Raw genomic sequence first — 21,081 nt, forward strand, 5'->3', positions numbered from 1 at the left:
TAGAGCTGAGGCGGGATCCATGGCCCATCCATTCCCATTCGCCGCAATCGTTGCCCAGGAGGATATGAAGAAGGCCCTCCTGATGGCGGCTGTCGAGCCGCTACTTGGTGGAGTGCTGATTTTCGGGGACCGTGGAACGGGCAAATCGACCGCAGTTCGGGCGCTGGCAGAACTTCTGCCGAAGATCGAGGTCAGGACCGGCTGTCGTTACAACTGCCTGCCGGCAGAACCGCAACCCTCTTGCCCCGTCTGCAATGCCGCTTCGAAAATGCAAGGAAAACAGGGTTCTTTGGCGCCGGTTGTGAAGATCCGCTCGCCGATGATCGACTTGCCCTTAGGCGCGACTGAGGATCGGGTCTGCGGGGCGCTCGACATCGAAAAAGCTCTGATTGCCGGCGAGAAGCGTTTTGAACCCGGCTTGCTCGCCGCCGCGAACCGGGGCTTTCTCTACATCGACGAAGTGAACCTCTTGGAGGACCATCTCGTTGATCTCCTGCTTGATGCAGCGGCATCAGGTGTCAACCTGGTGGAACGCGAGGGCCTCAGCATCCGTCATGATGCCCGGTTCGTTCTGGTTGGCAGCGGTAACCCGGAAGAAGGCGACCTACGGCCGCAGCTCCTTGATCGCTTCGGCCTCTCCGTCGAGGTCCGAACCATCGACGACATCGCCGAGCGTGTCGAAGTCATCCGCCGCCGCGACGCCTATGAAACGGACCGGGACGCCTTTTGCGCGGCCTGGGCGAAACGTGACGCAGCCATTGGCAAGCGGGTGATTGCCGCCCGAAAGATCCTGCGACAGGTCGAGATTTCCGACACCGTGGTTACACGCATGTCGCAACTGTGCCTGCGGCTCGGCATCGACGGCATGCGGGGCGAACTGACCCTGATGCGCGCAAGCCGCGCGGCAGCTGCCCTTGCCGGACGCACAGAAGTGACCTGGAACGATGTCGGCGAGATCGCCCCAATGGTGCTGTGTCACCGCCTGCGGCGCGATCCTCTGGAAGAAGCAGGCTCCGCGCCGAGGATAGAAAGGGCTCTGGCAACCGTCAGCGCCACCTACGGACATGGTTGAGCGGGCGCCACATGAAGCCTTTGAGCAGGCTCTTCGGGACCACGGCCGCGAGCAGTGGGACGACGCGCTTCTTGTCGCCGACCTTCTCCGTCTCGGCGGCGCTGCCACCGGAGGCATCTGGCTTCGGGCAAGAGCCAGCGGCGTTCGCGATGTCTATTTGGCCCATCTCCGGCAATGTGCTCCCCCGGATCTTGCCTGGCTGCGCCTACCAGCCGGAACGACGGCCCATCACCTATCCGCGGCAATCGATATCGCAGCGACGGCTGAGAGCGGAAGACGTGTCGAGCGCGCCGGATTGATCGAGGCATCCAGGGGTGGCGTCCTCGTTCTTCCGATGGCGGAGCGCATGGACCGAACCGTCACCGCCATGATTACTGCAGCGAATGACGACGACAAAGAACAGCCGACCGTTCTCGTCGCGCTGGACGAATCTGTCGATGACGACGAAGGGCTTCCGGTAGCCCTCGGTGATCGGCTGGGGCTTCGGCTCAATCTGCACGCAGTAGCCTGGCATCAGACACAGAACATCGTGACTGACCAGCCCCCAGCGTTCGACAGACGATGGCACCAGGTCTCCATCGACGACGGGCGGCTCAGCTTTTTGGCGACAATGGCCCTCACGAGCGGACACAAGTCGATCCGTATCCTGCACCATCTGGCAAGGATTGCCCGGATGCTGGCCCATCTCAACGCTCGGACCGGCGTTGAGGATCAGGACGCCATCACGGCCCTTAGACTTTGCCTCGGACTGAGGCTATCGCCTCCATCCACCGAGTGCATGGTCGTCGAAGAGGAGAAGACACCGGGTACCCACCCTGGGCAGAGCAGCGCCAATCGCGCCGATGATCCGCCGCTTTCCCCGCACGATGATAGCCAACCCGGCACCGACACACTGAAAGATATGCTGGCCGCAGTCCAGGCGGCAACCATTTCAGGCGATCTGCTTGTTGACGCATCGACACGACCACGAAACCAAGCCAGACGATCGGGGAAATCCGGTCATGCCATGAAACACGCAAGGCGCGGCCGGCCCATCGGCACAAGCCTGTCTGCACCGCAGCCAGACGCCCGCCCGGACGTGATTGCGACACTCAGGGCCGCAGCGCCCTGGCAAAAACTGCGACTGGCACAAAGCCATGCGGGACAGGTTGAAGCGGCACTGGTTGAAAACGACGGATCGCAGCCCCCTTCCTGGAAACCAAAAGCCTTCATCATCCGTGATGACTTTCGCTATCTGCGGCTGCGCCATGCCACACCCTCGGCCGCAATCTTCATCGTTGACGCCTCGGGTTCCACCGCGCTCGACCGTCTGGGCGAGGCCAAGGGCGCCATCGAACATCTTTTGTCCCGGTGTTATGCGCGTCGCGACGAAGTGGCGCTCATCGCCTTCCGTGGCACCACGGCCGAAACGCTACTGCCTCCCACCCGCTCTCTGGTTGCTGCGAAGCGCAAACTCGGCGCCCTGCCCGGTGGGGGCGCAACACCGCTCGCCTCCGGCCTGCAACGGGGACTGGAACTTGCACTCTCGCTCAGGCGCAGGGGCACGACCCCGGTGATTGTGCTGCTGACCGATGGCAGCGGCAATATTGCGCTGGACGGCACGGCGGACCGCGCCAAGGCTGCCGACGACCTCGTGAAAATGACACGGGCCTACAGGGTAGAGAGCATCAAGACGGTCTGCATCGACGTGGCAAGACGACCGCGCGAAAGCGTTGCTGTGCTCGCCCGTGACTTGAATGCCGACCTGCACCGTCTCCGTCAGGCTGATGCCGAACGGATATCGACGCTGGTCGACACTTCCCTGCGGGAGGCCCGGCCATGAGACCCATCGGCGACCGCCTGGACTGGCAGAGAGACGGTTCCATCTGGCCGCATCGCGAAGCCAGCCAGTTCCTGCGCACGGAAAACCATCTCTGGCATGTGCAGATCTTCGGCCGGGACGACGCGCCCTTGGCACTTCTGCTGCACGGTACCGGCGCAGCCTCACACTCCTGGCGCAACCTTGCACCACTCCTCGCACGGGACTTTCGCGTCGTGGTTCCCGACTTGCCATGTCACGGCTTTACCCGCGCGATCAGCCGCGCCGATCTTTCGCTGCCCGGCATGGTGCAGGCCATTTCCGAATTGCAACGCCATCTGGGCCGTGCGCCAGCCATGATCATTGGTCACTCGGCCGGGGCAGCGATCGCTGTTGCTCTGGCGGCCGGACGGACCTCCGCCAGTGCCCAGACCGTGCCGCGACACGTGGTCGGCATCAACGGCGCTTTCCTGCCAATCCGCGGCAATGCGCTGTTTTCGCCCATGGCAAAGGCCATGTTCGTCAATCCCTTCACCCCAGCCCTGTTTTCGCTTCTGGCACGCGCGACACCGCTTGGCGGAAACCTGCTGACGGCCACCGGCTCGCCGATCGACGAGGCAGGCAAGGCAGTATACCGGCTGCTGCTCGGCACACCGGATCACGTGCGTGGCGCGCTAGGCATGATGGCAAACTGGGATCTCGCCCGTTTCGACACACGGCTACAGCGGCTAGCCTTTCCGATGACGCTGATCGTCGCCAAAGACGATCCGATGGTGCCACCTCGGAACGCCTATCACGCCGCCCGGATCGCGACTGGCAGCCGATTGATCACCAGCGAAACCGGCGGACACCTCCTGCATGAATGCCGGGCGGAACAGGTCGCCGGCTGGATTGCCGAGGTGATCAAGGACAAACAGCCGGAGGGAGCGGACGCTGCATGAACATGTCCGAACGCTTCTCCCGAGCCCACCCGGCAGCGCCCGACGGACGCCCGCATGCTGTGATCATTGGCGCTGGCGTCGGTGGCCTTGCAACTGGCGCCCTGCTAGGCGCAAAGGGGTATCGCGTCACGATCATCGACCCTCTCGACCTGCCGGGTGGTCGCGCCTACGCCTATCATCAGGATGGCTACACCTTCGACGCCGGGCCAACGATCATCACTGCGCCCTGGCTATTCGAAGAACTCTGGCGCGATTGCGGTGGGGAACTCCGCGAAGACGTCGAACTTCGCCCCAACACACCGTTCTATCGCGTGCGTTTCAACGATGGCACCATCTTCGACTACTCCGGCGACCGGCAGTCTATGGAAGACCAGATCGCTCGCATTGAACCCCGGGACGTCAAGGGTTATCGCAGTTTCCTCGACGAAAGCCGCCGCATCTATGAGGTCGCCTTCGAGCAACTGGCGGCGAAACCCTTCCACAGCCTGGCCTTTACCGCAAAGACCCTCGCCCGTCTTGTGCGGCTCGGCGGCTATCGTTCCGTCTATTCCGTCGTTTCGCGGCACTTCCGCAACGACAAGCTTCGCACCCTGTTTTCGTTTCACCCTCTCCTGATCGGCGGCAATCCATTCTCCGCCACATCCTTCTATTGCCTCATCGCGCATCTCGAGGGGAAATATGGCGTTCATCATGCTGTTGGTGGCACACATGCGCTCGTGCGAGGCATCGCATTGCTCGTCACCCGCAATGGCGGCCAGGTTCGCCTTGGCGAAACCGTTGCCGCCATCGAAACCGAAGGCCGCCGGGCAATAGGCGTTCGCCTGATGTCCGGAGAGCGGATCGCCGCCGATATCATCGTCTCAAATGCCGATCCGGCCACCACTTATGGAAAACTCCTGCGTGCCTTCCCGCGTAAGCGGTGGACGGATGCCAAGATAAAGCGCGGTGATTATTCGATGGGCCTCTTCGTCTGGTACTTCGGTACCGACCGTCGCTACGAGACCGTCGATCACCACACCATGATCTTCGGCCCGCGCTACCGCGGACTTCTCGACGACATCTTCCGCAATCGCAAACTGGCGGATGATTTCAGCCTCTATTTGCACCGACCAACCGCAAGCGATCCGTCCCTTGCGCCCGAAGGCTGCGACAGCTTTTATGTGCTGAGCCCCGTTCCACACCTAGCGAGCAGCACAGACTGGCTCGCCGAGGCGGAAGTCTACCGAACCCGCATTGAAAAGCGGCTGGAGGAAACGGTTCTCCCCGACCTCTCCCGCCATATCGTTACATCCCGCATCGCGACCCCGCTTGATTTTCGCGATCGGCTCTTGTCCTGGCAGGGTGCCGCCTTTGCGCTGGAGCCCAAACTCTTTCAGAGCGCCTGGTTCCGCCCACACAATCGCAGCGAGGAACTGGACAATCTCTTCCTTTGTGGCGCGGGCACACATCCGGGTGCCGGCTTGCCCGGCGTCATATGTTCCGCCCGTATCGTGGCGGATCTCGTCCCCCATCCAAGAGAGTTTGCCACACACGGACACGCAGGATCAGGGAGCGTCACATGAGCCCACCGCCCGCCATTTCCTCTGCCGAGATCGAGCCTCTTCTGGCCCGCCCCCTGATTTCAAGGCCACTTGCCCTCAACCACGGCTTTTCAGGTGAGGCTGAAGACGAACGGGCTTGCAACACAGCCATTCGCCACGGCTCCCGGTCGTTTCACCTTGCCTCGCTTCTCCTGCCACGTTCAACACGTCGCGCCGCCCGCGCGCTCTACGCGTTCTGCCGGCATTCCGACGACCTCATAGATGAGCCAAATAGCGGCTTGCCGGCCCTGATGCGCCTACGCCATCGATTGGCGCGCATCTATAGCGGCACACCCGAAGCCTATGCCTGCGACCGCGCTTTTGCCCGCGTCGTCGAGAGCCATTGCATCCCCAAACCGGTGGTGAGTGCGCTCCTTGAAGGTTTTGAGATGGACCTGTCTGGATGCCGCTATCGCAGCATCGATGATCTAAAGGTCTATGCAACAAATGTGGCGTCCAGCGTCGGCGTGATGATGGCGATGGTCATGGGTGTCCAAGATCAGGCGGCACTGGCACGCGCCGCCGACCTCGGCATTGCCATGCAACTGACAAACATTGCCCGGGACGTTGGCGAGGATGCCCGCAATGGCAGGCTCTACCTTCCGCTTGACTGGCTGGCAGAAGCCGGGATCGATCCCGGCATCTTCCTGAAGAGGCCTAGCTTTAGCCCTGGCCTCGGCCATCTGGTCGAAAGGCTCCTGCAAGAGGCAGAACGCCATTACCGCCTCGGCCATGCCGGTGTCGCAGCGCTACCGCCTGAGTGCCGCCGCGCTATACGCGCCGCCGCTCTGATTTATGAAGCAATCGGACACGAGATTGCCGCAGCTGATTTCGACACGGTCACCCGCAGAGCCAAGACATCACTGCCGACCAAGCTGCGCTTGCTGGTCAGGGCAGGCAGGGCCGAGCCCCGTTGGGCGGAAACGACAGCTCGTGACATGACAGTCCCTTGCGAGCCGGCCTCGGCACCCCTTGTTTCGATTGCGGCTGCGGCGCTTCAGAGCAGACGTGGGACGGAACCTTTACGGACAGCACCGGCCGCAGGCGCCAGCGAGCGCCTGACAACCATTCTTCTCAGCCTTCATGCGAACACCCGGGAGGAGCTGCACAATCGCCGCCTCGCAGCCCGGGAGAAGGTGGCACGTCTTGCTTGAAAACTATTTTGGCCTGATCGAGGCCCTATTCGTCTTCGGCCTCGCCGTCGCCTTCTATGTCTGGCAGCGAGCTGACCTGAAAAAGGAAAACGAAAAAGCGAAAGCAAAAGCGGAAGTCGAAGCCCCCAAGGCGAGCGACGACACGGCCGACTAACCCCGTCGCGGCATGCGAAACGGCAGCATGGCGCGAACCAGCGGCATGGATAGTCTGCGACAATCGAGTGTCTCATGCATCATCGTGATCGGCTCCCCTTGGCCGAGAACGGTTTCGACCAGCGAGCGGCGATAAAACGGACTGTCCTCCAGCGATCGCAAGACTCGTGGCGTGCTGCCATCAGCACAGGCTATCCCGCCACCCACGCCCCAGAACCCTCTTTTCAGCAACCGTCGTTCCGGCGGATCGAAGGTCTGGCATTCTCCCTGACTGTCGAAGAGGAGGCCCAACCGGCGACCCTGTCCATCAAGCAGAGCGGCATCATAAAGGATGGCCGTACTCCCTCCATCGGCACGACCACGCGCCCAGTCCCAGCCGGCGAAGTCGGCCTCGAGCGGACGCGAGCCCCAATTCATGTCGTGATAGCCATGCCCGAGCCAATCGACCCCGAAGAAATCCCGGCACTCCACGTCGACCCTGGCCGATGGCATGACCGGCCGCCAATGATGCAAGGCAGACGGATCCAGTGCGACGGCATGCTGAACCGTGAAGGCGGGCCTCAGCCGGACTTGCCCCATCATTCGCTTGGGCAAGAGGGCCTGCCCCGGCCAAGGCAGAAACACTTCATCGAACGCTATCTCCAGACCATCATTGCCAAGCTGCATCGCACTCTGGCCGATCTGCAACCGCTCTCCGCGGCGATCAAGGGTACTTCGCCCTCTTTCCGTCATCGCCCAGGCATGGCCCGCCGGTCCATAGAGAGCCACGTTGAATGCAACATGATTTTCCGGGTCTTTGCGCCCGCTCCAGTGATAGTAGGGGGAGAAGACGGACCCGACAAAGGCAATGACGGTCAGTGCGAATTGTCCGCAATCGCTGACGGCGTCGACATACCACCAGCGATAGCCACCTGCCGGAACCGACGGGTCGAACCCATATCCTGCATCAGCTGGTCCGCCGCAAGCTTGCCGGAAAGGGCGCTCATCGGCACACCCGGCCCCGGATGCACGCTGCCGCCCGCCAGGTAAAGCCCCGGCACCGGCCCTCTCGCTCCCGGTCGGGCGAAGGACGCCATCCAGCCATGCGATGCCATCCCGTAAAGAGCGCCGCCGCTGCCCGGATACAGCCTCGCAAACCGATCCGGGGTTGTCACGTTCGGCCTCGCTTCCGTCTGGCGGAGCGTGAGCCCATTCGACGCCAATCTGCGTTCCATCAGGTGCAGGCATCTGTCGATCTCGCTTTCGTCATACTGATGCCGGTCACCATCGGCCGGCATATTCATCAGGCTGTACAGGCGTTCGGATCGACCAGACCCGTGCCCATCCGGAGGATTCCCAGCCCCATCACGATCCTGGGCACAGACATAGACAGTCGGATCAGCCGGCGGCATCTTCCAGCGGAAGATCGCATCGAATTCAGCTGCATAGTCACTGGAGAAGAAGACGGTATGGTGAGCAAGCGGCACGCCGCGCGCTTCCGCCGGACCGCAGGCGACAACAGCCGATAGCGACCGTCGGGCAATTGCCTTTGCCGGTTGAGAAGGGCGGCCCAGCAGGCGCGGCAGGGCGGCGACATCGCCGTTGAAGATCACCCGTCGCGCTGCAATCCGCCGTCCACTGCGCGTCACGGCACCCGAGACAGCATTGCGGGAGGGGTCGGTGACGATCTCGCTGACAGGATCGCCGAACTGGAACTCGACACCGAGATCCGTCGCGAGATCAACCAGTTTCGCCGCAAGTGCCCGCATGCCGCCGTCGATGAGCCAGACCCCCTCCTGCTCGACATGGGCGACCAGCATCAGGGTTGCCGGCGCCAGATAGGGTGATGAGCCACAATAGGTCGCATAGCGGGCGAAGAGTTGGCGCAGGCGCACGTCCGCGAAATATCCTCCAAGCGTCGACCACATGGATGAGAATGGCCGGATAGCAAAGAGATCCTGGGGCCGCGACAACCCGATGCGTTGCGACAGCGTGATCGGATTTGGCCGTTGCGCCGAGATGAAACTGTCCTTCAGAAGCGTATAGATCCGACGGCTGTCGGCCGCGAAAGATGTATAGCCCTCTGCCGCTTTCGCTCCGGCGAAGTCTCGGATCGCCCGGGCATTCTCGAGAGGATCAGAGACAAGATCCAGGCCATTGCCTCCTTCCCAATAATGCCGAGCGACGATCTTGGATCGCATCAGGCCCAATTGGTCGTCCAGCACGGCGTCCCCGCACCGAAACAAATCATCGAAAACCCATTTCATGGTCAGAACCGTCGGACCCGCATCGAAAGCCTGACCACCCGCCTCGACCTGGCGCAGCTTGCCACCGCCGCCCGCCTGGCCCTCAACCACGCAGACGGGCATGCCGGCGGCAGCCAGACGAATTGCCGCCGCAAGTCCACCCATGCCTGCCCCGATGATCAGCACCGGACCGCCCTGTTCACCGGACACAATCCTCTCCCGCTTGAGTTGACAACCTCTTTAAATGTGTCAATCTAAATTGACAGATTGAAGAGTAATGTAAAGATTACATCTGTCGTTTCTCAGGAGGTGAATCTTATGGACGTCGCCGACCGCATCGAGACCGGAATGCAACGCTCTCTTCGCTTTGCGACAGCAAATGGATGTCCGCCCATCCTGGCGAATGCCTTGCGACATGCCGTGTTTCCAGGCGGCGCTCGAATAAGACCTCGCCTCTGCCTCGCGGTCGCCGCCGCCTGCGGCGACCGCGAGCCCGCAATCGCCGACTCGGCTGCAACGGCCATTGAACTTCTGCACTGCGCCTCGCTTGTACATGACGACATGCCATGTTTCGACAACGCTATGACCCGGCGGGGTCGATCCAGCGTGCATGCGGAATTCGGTGAGGAAATTGCACTTTTGACAGGCGATGGCCTGATCGTGGCAGCCTTTGAAACCGTGGCACGGGAAACGCAGATGGCACCCCTGCTCACCGCCCCGATCATCGCCACCATTGCCAAGGCCGTCGGCTCTCCCTATGGCCTCGTTGCTGGACAGGCATGGGAGAGCGAGCCGGAAATCAACATCGCAGTCTATCACCGGGCCAAGACCGCCTCACTGTTCAGCGGTGCGGTATCCACCGGTGCCATCGCCTCCGGCGGCAATCCACAAGATTGGCTTGGTCTCGCCGATGCGCTTGGCGCTGCCTATCAGGTAGCGGATGATCTCTACGATGCTGTCGGCCAGACAGACGGCAGCGACAAACCCGCAGGGCAGGATAAGCGCAATGGCAAGCCGAACATCGTGGCTGAACTGGGATTGCCCGCCTCCCTTTCGCGGCTGCACAGCCTGGTCTCGGAGGCGGTCGCAAACGTTCCCGATTGCCCGGGAGCCGATGCTTTCCGCAACATGATCCTCAACGAGGCGACCCGGCTGATGCCGAAGACGCTCGCCACCAGCGCAGCCTGAGGCCATGGCCAACGGGGTCGAGCCGCTCGGTGATCCGGCCGCCGCCACCGCCCTGCGACCAGAAAACCACAAGCCACGTGATGGCGGATCGGCACGATCGCTGGCGATCCAATGGCGCATGTGGCGAAACCGGCAGATCGGCTCGCAGCGCTTTCGCCACTGGATGGCCCGCCTTCCCTGGACCCGCTGGCTGGCACAGCGAAAGGCCAATCAGCTGTTCCAGCTGGTCGCGGGCTTTACCCAAACGCAGATCCTGACGACCTGTGTGCGCCTGGATCTGTTCGCGCATCTGGATGGCTGCGCGCAAACGACCGAGCAACTCGCACGTACCTGCAAGCTCGAAGCTGCGCGGATGCGAGAAGTGCTCGAACTTGCTCAACACCTCAACCTCGTCATCGAAATCCAACCGAATAGCTGGATGCTTGATGACGCCGGCGCCGTTCTTGCCAGTGACCGCGGGCTGCGTGAGATGATCCGCCATCACGAAATCCTCTATCGTGATCTTCAAGACCCCGTAGCCCTGTGGCGGAACGAAACGACCGATACCGGGCTTCGCAGATATTGGGCCTATGTCCGCACCCAAACGCCGGCGGAATGCCCCGATAGCGCGGTCGCGCCCTATACCGCTTTGATGCGCGAGAGCCAGGCAATGCTGGCAGACTGCATCCTCTCCTCACACGACTTTGCTCGCTACCAGTCCGTACTGGACATTGGCGGCGGAGACGGTGCGTTCCTATCGGCCCTCGGCAATCGCTATCATGCGCTGAAGCTCGGCCTATTCGATTTACCGGCAGTCGCCACCGCAGCCGAGACGCAGATCTCGCTCGCAGGGATGGCCGATCGCACCCGTATTCATGGCGGCGATTTTTTCGAGGACATGATCCCGCCCGACTTCGCCTGCGTGACGCTGCTGCGGGTACTCTGTGATCACGAGGATGATCGGGTCCGCCGGCTCCTTGCCAATCTCCACCGCAGTCTCGCCCCAGGAACACATCTGGTCATCGCGGAAGCCATGGCTGGCCCTTCGTCCGGTGAACGGCTCGCAGCCGCGTATTTCGGGATCTATTTTCGCGCCATGGGGTCTGGTCGGTGCCGCACTGCCGGCGAAATCTCCACCCTGCTGCGCGATTCAGGCTTTCAGAATCCGCAGATCATTTCGACGGTCAATCCTCTGCTCGCCACGCTGATCACCGCTGCACGATGACAGCGTCGCCCCACGACGCCCTCCAAAGTGTAAATATAAGTTGACACATTAAATGGTAAAACTAAGATGACATTCGGGAGCATGCAGCGTCCCGTGTCCGGGGAGGGCACGACAATGCAGACAGCAGCCATAGTCTTCGAAAAACCGGGAACGCTGGCCATAAAGCAGCTTGCGCTGCAGACCGCGTCCGAGGGCGACATCGTGGCCCGCGCGCTTTTCAGCGGTATCTCAAACGGCACAGAACGCATGCTGTTTGATGGAACCATGCCAAGCTTTCCCGGCATGCGGTATCCGTTGGTCCCTGGTTACGAGACCGTTGCAAGGGTCGTCGAGGCCGGACCGACCTCGGGTCGTTCCGTCGGCGAGCTTGTCTACATTCCGGGTGCGAACTGCTACCGCGATGCCGCTGGCCTCTTCGGCGCGAGTGCCGAAATGCTGATCGTCGAAGGCAGGCGCGGTGTGCCGCTGATCGCAGAGCAGCCGGAACAGGCCGTTCTCTTGGCGCTTGCCGCCACGGCTCACCACGCGGTCTTGCGCGCTGGCCACCCGCCATCGCTCGTCATCGGCCATGGCGTTCTTGGACGCCTGATCGCCCGCATGATTATCGCAATCGGACACCCTGCTCCCATCGTCTGGGAGACAGTACCCGCCCGTCGAACCGGCGGCCTTGGATATGCCGTGTCGTCACCTGAGGACGATGACGGCCAGCGCCATACCGCCATTATCGATGCCAGCGGCAATGCCCTGGTCCTCGACGAGGCGATCGGCAAACTGCAGCGTCAGGGTGTGCTGGTGCTCGCCGGCTTCTACGGCGCCCGGATCGATCTCGATTTTCCGCGCATCTTCATGCGTGAGGCCACGTTGGTCGCTGCTGCCGAATTCACGGCCGACGATGTCTCCGCCGTTCAGGCGCTCGTCGCAGCTGGCGCACTCTCGCTCGATGGCCTGATTACCCACCATGCAAGCCCTGCAGATGCCGTTTCGGCCTATAGGACAGCATTTTCCGATCCCGAATGCCTGAAAATGATCATCGACTGGAGGAACGCAGCATGAGCCTCGATCTCGCCCCAGACGGCTTGGAACGTCTCCAGGAACAGCTCCGCGACGAAGCAGCCATCGAACCCGATGCGCCTGTTATCGGCAAGGTGACCAAGGAAACGCAGATCATCGCGATCTACGGCAAGGGCGGGATCGGCAAGAGTTTTACGCTCGCCAATCTCTCTTACATGCTGGCACAGCTCGGTAAGAAGGTGCTCTTGATCGGCTGCGATCCGAAAAGCGATACGACCTCGCTGCTCTTTGGCGGTCGCGCCTGCCCCACGATCATCCAGACGGCCTCGCGCCGCAAGGAAGCCGGGCAGGAAGTGTCTATCTCGGATGTTTGCTTCAAACGTGATGGCGTCTTTGCAATGGAACTCGGCGGACCAGAAGTCGGCCGCGGCTGTGGTGGCCGCGGCATCATACATGGCTTCGAAACGCTGGAAAAACTCGGCTTCCACGACTGGGACTTCGATTTCATTCTGCTCGATTTTCTAGGCGACGTCGTCTGCGGCGGCTTCGGCCTGCCGATTGCGCGTGACATGTGCCAGAAGGTCGTGGTGGTCGGCTCGAACGACCTGCAATCGCTCTACGTCGCGAACAATGTCTGTTCGGCGGTGAAATATTTTCGCAATCTCGGCGGCAATGTCGGGGTCGCCGGCCTCGTCATCAACAAGGACGACGGCACGGGTGAAGCCCAGGCCTTTGCCGAGGCTGTCGGCATTCCCGTGCTGGCCTCGATCCCGCAGGACGACGACATCCGGCGCAAGAGCGCCAACTACCAGATCATCGGCACCCAGGACAGCCATTGGGGACCGCTCTTCGAAGCGCTGTCGATCAATCTGGCTGAAGCCCCGCCGATCTTGCCGAAACCGCTCGATCAGGATGGCCTGCTCGGCCTCTTCGACGCCAGCGAGACCGGCGCTAATTACAAGCTCCAGCCAGCCCAGCCGGAAGACATGTGCGCCACGGGCGCGCTGAAACGGCCGTCGCTGGAAGTCATCTACGACAACGTATGAGATCGGGTGAGCATGATGGATGACCTGCGCAAGGAATTCGAGCCAGACGATGCCAACGGGATTGTTCCCGTCGGCACCGATGCCGCCGTCCTTCGCGAGGGCATGGCCGACGAGCCTGCATCTGGCATTGGCTGCCATGGAGGTATTGAGCTGTCCAAGGCAGCGGCGCGTGCGGCCGGCCAAGGTGCGCTCATGGACCGCTTCGAAGCCGACTATCCGAAAGGACCGCACGATCAGCCGCAATCCATGTGCCCCGCCTTCGGGTCTTTGCGTGTCGGACTGCGCATGCGGCGCGTCGGCACGATCCTCTCCGGCTCGGCCTGCTGCGTTTACGGTCTCACTTTCACGTCGCATTTCTACGGCGCCAAACGTTCGGTCGGCTACGTACCCTTCAACTCTGAAACGCTTGTCACCGGCAAGCTTTACGAAGACATCGTCGAGGCCGTGCACCAGATGGCGGACCCGGAGAAGTTCGACGCCGTCGTCGTGACCAACCTCTGCGTTCCCTCCGCCTCGGGCGTGCCGCTTCGGATGCTGCCGCGTGAAATCGATGGCGTCCGCATCGTCGGCATCGATGTGCCCGGCTTCGGGGTTCCGACCCATGCCGAGGCAAAAGACGTCCTGTCCGCCGCCATGCTCGCCTATGCCCGTCAGGAAGTGGCTGACGGTCCGGTACAGCGCCCGCGCAGCGGCCTCAAGGACAAGCCGACTGTCACACTGGTTGGTGAAATGTTCCCCGTCGATCCGGTCGTCATAGGCGGCATGCTGGAACCAATGGGGCTCGCCGCGGGACCAACCGTACCCGTTCGTGAATGGCGTGACCTCTATGCCGCACTCGACTGCGCAGTTGTCGCCGCCATCCATCCCTTCTACACTGCCAGTTTCCGCGAATTCCAGGCCGCCGGCCGCGCCATTGTCGGCTCTGCCCCCGTGGGTCTCGAGGGCACGGATGCCTGGTTGAAAGCCATCGGTGAAAGCTGCGGCATTGCCGAAGCCAAGACCGCGATCAGCCGCAATGCCATGCGAGGCGCAATCTCGGCCGCCCTTGCCGAACACCGCATCAAGGGGCGCATCACACTCTCGGGCTATGAGGGTTCGGAGCTTCTCGTTGCCCGTCTCCTGGTCGAACTCGGCGCGGACGTGCGCTATGTCGGCACAGCCTGTCCGAAGACACCCTACAACAGCGAGGATGCGGACTGGCTCGCAGCCCATCGTGTCGAACTCCGCTTCCGCGCTTCGCTTGAGCAGGATCTGGCAGCCTTCGAGGAATTCCGCCCGGACCTCGCCATTGGCACGACCCCCGTGGTTCAGAAGGCCAAAGAGGCTGCGACCCCAGCCCTCTATTTCACCAACCTGATTTCCGCTCGTCCCTTGATGGGACCCGCTGGCATTGCGTCCTTGCCGACCGTGATCAACGCCGCCATCGGCAACAAGGATCGCTTCCTCGCCATGAATGCCTTCTTCGAAGGTGTCGGCGCGGGAGACAGCGCGGGCATCTGGCAGAACGTCCCTGAAGACCGCAGCGCTTATCGGAAGAAATTTGCCGCCAAGGTCAAGCAGTCCCGCAATGCGGTCGATAGCGGGGAGAGTGTCGGATGCTGATCCTCGATCACGATAGAGCCGGTGGTTACTGGGGCAGTGTCTACGCCTTCACCGCCATCAAGGGCCTCCAGGTCATTATCGACGGCCCCGTCGGTTGTGAGAACCTGCCCGTCACCTCCGTCCTCCATTACACGGACGCGCTGCCGCCGCACGAACTGCCGATCGTCGTATCAGGTCTCTCCGAAGACGAACTCGGTCAGCACGGCACGGAAGGCGCGATGAAGCGCGCACGCCAGGTGCTCGATCCGGATTTGCCGGCCGTGGTGGTCACAGGCTCGATCGCCGAAATGATCGGTGGCGGCGTGACGCCTGAGGGATCCAACATTGTGCGGTTTCTGCCGCGCACCATCGACGAGGATCAGTGGCAGAGTGCTGATCGCGCCTTGAAATGGCTCTGGACGGAATTCGGCCCGAAGGGTGGGAAGGTCCCGGCCCCACGCCGCCGCCCCGACGGCGCAAAACCGCGGGTCAACATCATCGGCCCGATATACGGCACCTACAACATGCCCTCGGATCTGGCTGAAATCCGCCGCCTTGTCGAGGGACTGGGAGCCGAGATCAACATGACCTTCCCGCTCGGAAGCCATCTTGAAGACGTCCGCAAGCTCGCAGACGCCGATGCCAACATTTGCCTCTATCGCGAATTCGGCCGCCTGCTCTGCGAAACGCTCGAACGCCCCTACCTGCAGGCACCGATCGGCATTCAGTCGACGACGGCCTTCCTGCGGGAGCTCGGCGGCATGCTGGGCCTCAATCCTGAGCCATTCATCGCGCGCGAAAAACACACAACACTGAAGCCGCTCTGGGATCTTTGGCGCTCGGTCACGCAGGACTTCTTCGCAACGGCAAGCTTCGCCATCGTCGCGAATGAAACCTATGTGCGCGGCATCCGCCACTTCCTGGAGGAGGAAATGGGCCTGCCCTGCACATTCGCCGTTCCCCGCAAGGCAGGGTCCAAGACCGACAATACCAAGGTCTGCGAACTCACCGCCACGAAGCCGCCGATGGTCATGTTCGGTTCGTTCAACGAGCGCATGTACATGGCCGAATGCGGTGCGCGCGGCAAGTTCATCCAGCTGTCCTATCCCGGTGCCATCGTCCGTCGCCACCCTGGCACGCCGGTCATGGGCTATTCGGGAGCCAGCTGGCTGATCCAGGAAGTCTGCAACGCCCTGTTCGACATCCTTTTCGACATTCTGCCGCGGGCCGGCGAACTCGATGCGATCGAATCAACGGTCGCAAGGCAGCGGACCGAAATGGTCTGGGAGCCGGAGGCGCGAGCCTCACTTGAAACATGCATCGACAAGGAACCGGTCCTCGTCCGGATCTCCGCCGCCAAGCGCCTGCGCGAAGCTGCCGAACGCGAAGCGAGACGGGTCCATGCGTCTGAAGTCACCCGCCAGCATGTCGACGATGCCGTCCGTCTGACGAGGGCGCACGCATGATGGCGAAAAAAATGATCCCGATCTGCGAAACCTGGAGGTGAAGGCATGATCACTGCAACGCAAACCAATCCGCACGTGCGCCGCACCCATGAGGACCGCCAGTCGGAACGCGTGAACATGCGCCGTCTTTATCTGCTGATGTACCCGCTTTGCCTCATGGCAGCGGTGGCGGCACGTCTGACCGACCATTCGGATGCGGCGACCGCAAAGCCCGCGCAATCCATTTTCGCCGAGGCCCGGGCTTCGGCATACGCAGCTGCCGGTTACGCCTTCCAGGCGTGACTGCTCCCTTTGCCGATGTTCTCGACATCAGCAAGACCCGGCAGGAGCCGGAAAGCTCCCTGTCGAAACCCTGCCGCGGGGGCGCCGCGGTATTCGAGACTAGGAGGTGAATTTGATGGCTGAAACATCAAATGTTTCACTTTCGGGTCTGACCGAAAGCGAAGCGCGCGAGGTCCATGGATTCTTCATCCAAGGCTTCATGATATTCACGGCGATAGCCATCGTCGCGCATATCTTGGTCTGGATGTGGCGTCCCTGGATCCCAGGTCCGGAAGGTTACAGCTCTCTCGAGGGCATCAACCAGACGGCCCTCGCGCTTATGCCGATGCTGGCCTGAGGAGGACGCGATATGTGGAGAGTCTGGCTTATGTTCGATCCGCGCAAAGCGCTGGTCGCACTGTCTGTATTCCTGTTCACCCTTGCGATCCTGATCCACTTCATCCTGCTGAGCACGGAACGCTTCAACTGGCTGGAGGGCAAGCCCCTCAAAACCAGCTCTCTGGAGCAGTCCATCTCTGAAGGTGTGGATTTCAGGCTGATCGGCTGAAAACTGAAGACGGCAGCGGGCGCGACTGAGGAGGTCTCGCCCGCCGCCAATCCGCAACGACCCGACATCGCCACCTGGCTGAACGCCTGAGGAGGAAACGAACATGGCGCTGCTGAGTTTTGAACGCAAATATCGCGTACGAGGCGGAACGCTGCTCGGAGGCGATCTCTTCGATTTCTGGATTGGTCCGTTCTACGTCGGCTTCTTCGGTGTAACCACCGCCTTCTTTGCCACGGTAGGCACGGCCCTGCTCATCTATGGAGCAGCGATTGGCCCGACCTGGAACATCTGGCGCATCTCGATCGCGCCGCCCGATCTGTCCTACGGCCTTGCGCTGGCGCCATTAAAAGAGGGCGGTCTCTGGCAGATCGTCACGGTTTGCGCGCTCGGATCCTTCATCTCCTGGGCCCTGCGCGAGGTGGAAATCTGCCGAAAGCTCGGCATGGGCTATCATGTGCCGTTTGCCTTTTCCTTCGCCATTTTCGCCTACACCACCCTCGTTGTTTTTCGGCCGCTGCTGCTCGGTGCCTGGGGCCATGGCTTTCCCTACGGGATCTTCAGCCACCTCGATTGGGTTTCGAATGTCGGCTACCAGTATCTGCATTTCCACTATAATCCGGCGCATATGATCGCGGTGACCTTCTTCTTCACCACGACGCTGGCGCTCTCTCTTCACGGCGGCCTGATCCTGTCTGCGGCCAACCCCGGCGCGTCCATCACGGAAGCCGGCAAGCAGGCCGAGGTCAAGACGCCGGAGTATGAAGACACATTTTTCCGCGACATCATCGGCTACTCGATCGGCACGCTTGGCATCCACCGCTTAGGCCTGATCCTCGCCTTGAACGCAGGTTTCTGGAGCGCCGTCTGCATCATCATCAGCGGCCCCTTCTGGAACCAGGGCTGGCCGCAATGGTGGAACTGGTGGCTGACGCTGCCAATCTGGAACTGAGGGGGACCGGATCATGTTATTGTTGCAATATCAGAACATCATCACGCCGGTGCAGGTGAGCGGCCCTCTTGAGGAAGGCATGCCACTTCCCAGAGGCGATAGCCCACGCGCAGGAAAGCCAACGCTGGTCCGTCTCTTCGGAATGATCGGCAATGCTCAGATCGGCCCGATCTATCTCGGCTATCTCGGCACACTGTCCCTGGTCTTCGGCTTCATTGCCTTCGAGATCATTGGGCTCAACATGTTCGCATCGGTGGGCTGGGATCCGATTCAGTTCGTCCGGCAATTGTTCTGGCTGGGTCTCGAACCGCCGCGAGCCGAATACGGCCTGAAGGTCCTGCCCCCGCTTGCAGAAGGGGGCTGGTGGCTGATAGCCGGCTTCTTCCTGACACTATCGGTCCTGTTGTGGTGGGTTCGGGTCTATCGCCGGGCGCGCCAGCTGGAACTCGGCACCCATGTCGCCTGGGCGTTTGCGGCTGCAATCTTTCTCTTCCTGTCGCTCGGCTTCATCCGCCCGCTTCTGATGGGCAATTTCTCTGAGGCCGTACCCTTCGGGATCTTCCCGCATCTTGACTGGACCGCTGCCTTCTCGATCCGTTACGGCAATCTCTACTACAATCCATTCCACTGCCTTTCGATCGTCTTCCTCTATGGCTCCGTCCTTTTGTTCGCGATGCATGGCGCGACAATCCTGGCGGTGGGCAAATATGGTGGCGAACGCGAACTGGAGCAGATCACAGATCGGGGCACTGCTTCCGAGCGCGCGGCCCTCTTCTGGAGATGGACCATGGGCTTTAACGCCACCATGGAATCCGTCCACCGCTGGGCCTGGTGGTTTGCCATCCTGACACCGATCACCGGGGCCATCGGCATCCTGCTCACGGGCACTGTCGTCGACAACTGGTACCTCTGGGGCATCAACCACGGGATCGTCTCGCCATTGCCAGGCTATCCCGGCGTCGTCGATCCGGCGCTTTGAGGAGAATGACCATGAAACTCTGGATTCCATTCGCCATCTCAGCCGGATCACTGCTCACCATTGCGAGCTTCGTCGGCGCCGGCTGGGATGCGCCCCCGGTCGAAACGGCCCAGATCGGCCATCGCGGCAGCGGCATGTACATTCATCGCGACGTCGAAAAGCAGGAAGCCCTGAAAGCGGCGAATGTCGTGCCGCCGGCACCCTGGCAAGCCGATCCTGCTGGCGACAAGGCTCGCGATCTCTATGAAAACGTTCAGATCCTCGGAGATCTCTCCGACGATCAGTTCAACCAGTTCATGGCCTCGATCACCGAATGGGTGGCGCCGGAGGCGGGCTGCAACTACTGCCACAACCCTGAAAACCTCGCCTCCGACGAAGTCTACCAGAAGGTCGTTGCCCGTCGCATGATCCAGATGACACAGGCGATCAATGTCGACTGGAAGAGCCATGTCGGCCAGGTTGGCGCGACCTGCTATACCTGTCACCGCGGTCAGGGCATCCCGACGAACTACTGGTTCGAGGATCTGGAGCCGAAGCCGGCCGGCAACATGACCCAAAATCGCGAAGGCCAGAACGTGGCGGCTCGGTTCGGTGGCAATGCATCGCTGCCGCAAAATGTGCTCAAGGATTATCTCCTGGATGCCAAGCCGATCCGGGTCCACGCGACCACCGCTCTGCCCACTGGCACCTCGCAGGCCGGCACCAAAGAGACGGAAGCCACATGGTCTCTCATGATGCACATGTCGGAATCGCTTGGGGTGAACTGCACCACCTGCCACAACAGCCGCGCCTTCAATGACTGGGACCAAAGCCCTCCGCAGCGGGTCACCGCATGGCATGGTATCCGTATGGCCCGCGACATCAATGCAAACTACATGGTTGGCCTGACATCCGTGTTCCCAGAGCACCGCAAAGGTCCCGAAGGCGATGTCTTCAAGGTCGGCTGCGCCACATGCCATGCCGGCGTGCAAAAGCCGCTCTATGGCGTCTCCATGCTGCAAGACTACGTCGATTCCCTTGCGAAGAAGGGACCGACTGCTGTTCCGGATTTCACCAAATACCAGCCCGGAACGACGCAAAAAATGGAGCCGCTGCAGCAGAGCAGCACACTCCAAAAGCTGCCGAACCAGCAAGCCTCGATCCTCGAACTGCCGGCCGATACATCCCAGGCCAAAAACTGAGGATGAGAAACAGAAGGGCGGCCTCCCAGGCCAGGCCGCAAGAGGAAGGGGAGCTCAATGGCTCCCCTTCTTTTCGTGCGATGATGGATCTTGGGGAAATGCGAGGTTAGCAATCATATGAAGGACAAGGCTAAGCCTCGCAACGAGCGATCCAGGATTGCAGTGAGCGGACGCAATTGATGAAAGATATCAGGCGGCTCGGGATAGACTGAGGCCCGGAAACCGTTCCAGATAGATCCGGAACCAGGGCGTGAAATGGCCGGGATGCAACGCGACTTCCCGAGCCAGTTCGTCTGAGCCAATCCAGCGCACGGCCTCGACCTCACTGGCCTGAGGACGAACCGTCAATGTGTGCGCATCGGCCTGGGCGCTGAACAGGGTAACGCGCTCATGCTCGCGCAGCCCGCCGCCAACATCAGCTTCATACTCGACGGTCTGATGGCGTGTGAGTGGTAGGGTAAAGCCCAATTCCTCTTGGAGGCGTCGCTCGGCGCAAACCTCCACGGCTTCCTCCCAGTATGGATGAGTACAGCAGGTATTGGCCCACTGACCCGCGCAGTGGTACTTCGTCGCCGCGCGCTTCTGGATCAAAAGACGATCACCGTCGAAGACAAAGACGGAGACGGCGAGATGCAGCAGCCCCTCGATATGGGCGCGCATCTTGTCGACAGGAAAGAACGACCCGTCATCCGCGATCGCGGGGATCTCGATGCTGTCACGCATG

At 61.5% G+C, this 21,081-nt stretch carries 21 protein-coding genes; 18 read left to right on the top strand and 3 right to left on the bottom strand.

Going from position 1 to position 21,081, the window contains the following annotated elements; all coding sequences use genetic code 11:
* The first annotated feature begins 19 nt into the window (after positions 1-19).
* From bchI to IP76_RS23120, 6 genes are read left to right on the top strand one after another with little or no spacing between them, the layout of a single operon-like run.
* Positions 20-1,072 (top strand): magnesium chelatase ATPase subunit I, encoded by a 1,053-nt coding sequence (bchI, locus tag IP76_RS13875; RefSeq protein WP_054158827.1) that lies wholly within the window; start codon positions 20-22, stop codon positions 1,070-1,072.
* The gene (locus IP76_RS13880; protein WP_054158828.1) at positions 1,065-2,894 is read left to right on the top strand and encodes a VWA domain-containing protein; all 1,830 of its coding nucleotides are present in this window, start codon (positions 1,065-1,067) and stop codon (positions 2,892-2,894) included. Before bchI ends, IP76_RS13880 begins: the two co-directional genes overlap by 8 nt.
* Positions 2,891-3,811, top strand: a complete 921-nt coding sequence (gene bchO, locus IP76_RS13885) for an alpha/beta fold hydrolase BchO (RefSeq protein ID WP_054158829.1) — start codon at positions 2,891-2,893, stop codon at positions 3,809-3,811. The genes IP76_RS13880 and bchO overlap by 4 nt, the downstream gene beginning before the upstream one ends.
* 2 nt (positions 3,812-3,813) lie before the next feature.
* On the top strand, positions 3,814-5,373 hold the full coding sequence (locus IP76_RS13890; RefSeq protein ID WP_197278348.1) for a phytoene desaturase: 1,560 nt from the start codon (positions 3,814-3,816) through the stop codon (positions 5,371-5,373).
* Complete coding sequence (locus IP76_RS13895) at positions 5,370-6,545, top strand: phytoene/squalene synthase family protein (RefSeq protein ID WP_054158831.1); 1,176 nt, start codon at positions 5,370-5,372, stop codon at positions 6,543-6,545. The genes IP76_RS13890 and IP76_RS13895 overlap by 4 nt, the downstream gene beginning before the upstream one ends.
* The gene (locus IP76_RS23120; RefSeq protein ID WP_156318575.1) at positions 6,538-6,699 is read left to right on the top strand and encodes a hypothetical protein; all 162 of its coding nucleotides are present in this window, start codon (positions 6,538-6,540) and stop codon (positions 6,697-6,699) included. The genes IP76_RS13895 and IP76_RS23120 overlap by 8 nt, the downstream gene beginning before the upstream one ends.
* Here the strand turns inward: IP76_RS23120 and IP76_RS13900 are convergent.
* Together IP76_RS13900 and crtD are read right to left on the bottom strand one after the other, a co-directional pair.
* Entirely contained in the window at positions 6,696-7,385 is a 690-nt protein-coding gene (locus IP76_RS13900) for a carotenoid 1,2-hydratase (RefSeq protein ID WP_245281466.1), read from the bottom strand. The two genes, IP76_RS23120 and IP76_RS13900, sit on opposite strands and share 4 nt — an antisense overlap.
* 167 nt (positions 7,386-7,552) lie before the next feature.
* Positions 7,553-9,133, bottom strand: coding sequence for a 1-hydroxycarotenoid 3,4-desaturase CrtD (crtD, locus tag IP76_RS13905; protein ID WP_306765485.1), 1,581 nt, complete (start codon positions 9,131-9,133; stop codon positions 7,553-7,555).
* Positions 9,134-9,241: 108 nt separating this feature from the next.
* On the opposite strand from crtD, the gene IP76_RS13910 reads away from it, so the two are divergent.
* From IP76_RS13910 to pufC, 12 genes are all read left to right on the top strand, one after another.
* Positions 9,242-10,111 carry a polyprenyl synthetase family protein gene (locus IP76_RS13910; RefSeq protein ID WP_054158832.1) on the top strand — a complete coding sequence of 290 codons (870 nt, stop codon included), beginning with the start codon at positions 9,242-9,244 and terminating at the stop codon, positions 10,109-10,111.
* Between the two features lie 4 nt (positions 10,112-10,115).
* Positions 10,116-11,315 (top strand): methyltransferase, encoded by a 1,200-nt coding sequence (locus IP76_RS13915; protein ID WP_082352541.1) that lies wholly within the window; start codon positions 10,116-10,118, stop codon positions 11,313-11,315.
* Between the two features lie 114 nt (positions 11,316-11,429).
* Entirely contained in the window at positions 11,430-12,368 is a 939-nt protein-coding gene (bchC, locus tag IP76_RS13920) for a chlorophyll synthesis pathway protein BchC (protein ID WP_054158833.1), read from the top strand.
* Positions 12,365-13,372: a chlorophyllide a reductase iron protein subunit X gene (locus IP76_RS13925; protein WP_054158834.1), complete on the top strand. Its 1,008-nt coding sequence runs from the start codon at positions 12,365-12,367 to the stop codon at positions 13,370-13,372. Before bchC ends, IP76_RS13925 begins: the two co-directional genes overlap by 4 nt.
* 102 nt (positions 13,373-13,474) lie before the next feature.
* On the top strand, positions 13,475-14,974 hold the full coding sequence (gene bchY / locus IP76_RS13930) for a chlorophyllide a reductase subunit Y (protein ID WP_054158911.1): 1,500 nt from the start codon (positions 13,475-13,477) through the stop codon (positions 14,972-14,974).
* On the top strand, positions 14,968-16,419 hold the full coding sequence (gene bchZ / locus IP76_RS13935; protein ID WP_054158835.1) for a chlorophyllide a reductase subunit Z: 1,452 nt from the start codon (positions 14,968-14,970) through the stop codon (positions 16,417-16,419). The genes bchY and bchZ overlap by 7 nt, the downstream gene beginning before the upstream one ends.
* A 45-nt stretch (positions 16,420-16,464) precedes the next feature.
* Entirely contained in the window at positions 16,465-16,701 is a 237-nt protein-coding gene (locus IP76_RS13940) for a hypothetical protein (RefSeq protein WP_054158836.1), read from the top strand.
* Positions 16,702-16,816: 115 nt separating this feature from the next.
* A complete protein-coding gene (gene pufB, locus IP76_RS13945; protein ID WP_054158837.1) occupies positions 16,817-17,038 on the top strand; it encodes a light-harvesting antenna LH1, beta subunit in 222 nt (73 codons plus the stop codon).
* A 12-nt stretch (positions 17,039-17,050) separates the two neighbouring features.
* Entirely contained in the window at positions 17,051-17,248 is a 198-nt protein-coding gene (gene pufA, locus IP76_RS13950; protein ID WP_054158838.1) for a light-harvesting antenna LH1, alpha subunit, read from the top strand.
* Between the two features lie 103 nt (positions 17,249-17,351).
* Positions 17,352-18,197: a photosynthetic reaction center subunit L gene (gene pufL / locus IP76_RS13955; RefSeq protein ID WP_054158839.1), complete on the top strand. Its 846-nt coding sequence runs from the start codon at positions 17,352-17,354 to the stop codon at positions 18,195-18,197.
* A gap of 19 nt (positions 18,198-18,216) precedes the next feature.
* On the top strand, positions 18,217-19,176 hold the full coding sequence (pufM, locus tag IP76_RS13960) for a photosynthetic reaction center subunit M (RefSeq protein WP_156318580.1): 960 nt from the start codon (positions 18,217-18,219) through the stop codon (positions 19,174-19,176).
* An 11-nt stretch (positions 19,177-19,187) separates the two neighbouring features.
* Positions 19,188-20,357 (top strand): photosynthetic reaction center cytochrome PufC, encoded by a 1,170-nt coding sequence (pufC, locus tag IP76_RS13965; RefSeq protein ID WP_082352542.1) that lies wholly within the window; start codon positions 19,188-19,190, stop codon positions 20,355-20,357.
* A 189-nt stretch (positions 20,358-20,546) separates the two neighbouring features.
* Here the strand turns inward: pufC and IP76_RS13970 are convergent, their stop codons facing one another.
* On the bottom strand, positions 20,547-21,080 hold the full coding sequence (locus IP76_RS13970; RefSeq protein ID WP_054158841.1) for an isopentenyl-diphosphate delta-isomerase: 534 nt from the start codon (positions 21,078-21,080) through the stop codon (positions 20,547-20,549).
* Position 21,081 lies beyond the last annotated feature (1 nt).

It is taken from the genome of Rhizobium sp. AAP43, from assembly GCF_001296045.1.
In the GTDB taxonomy this organism is placed as follows: Bacteria; Pseudomonadota; Alphaproteobacteria; order Rhizobiales; family Rhizobiaceae; genus Allorhizobium.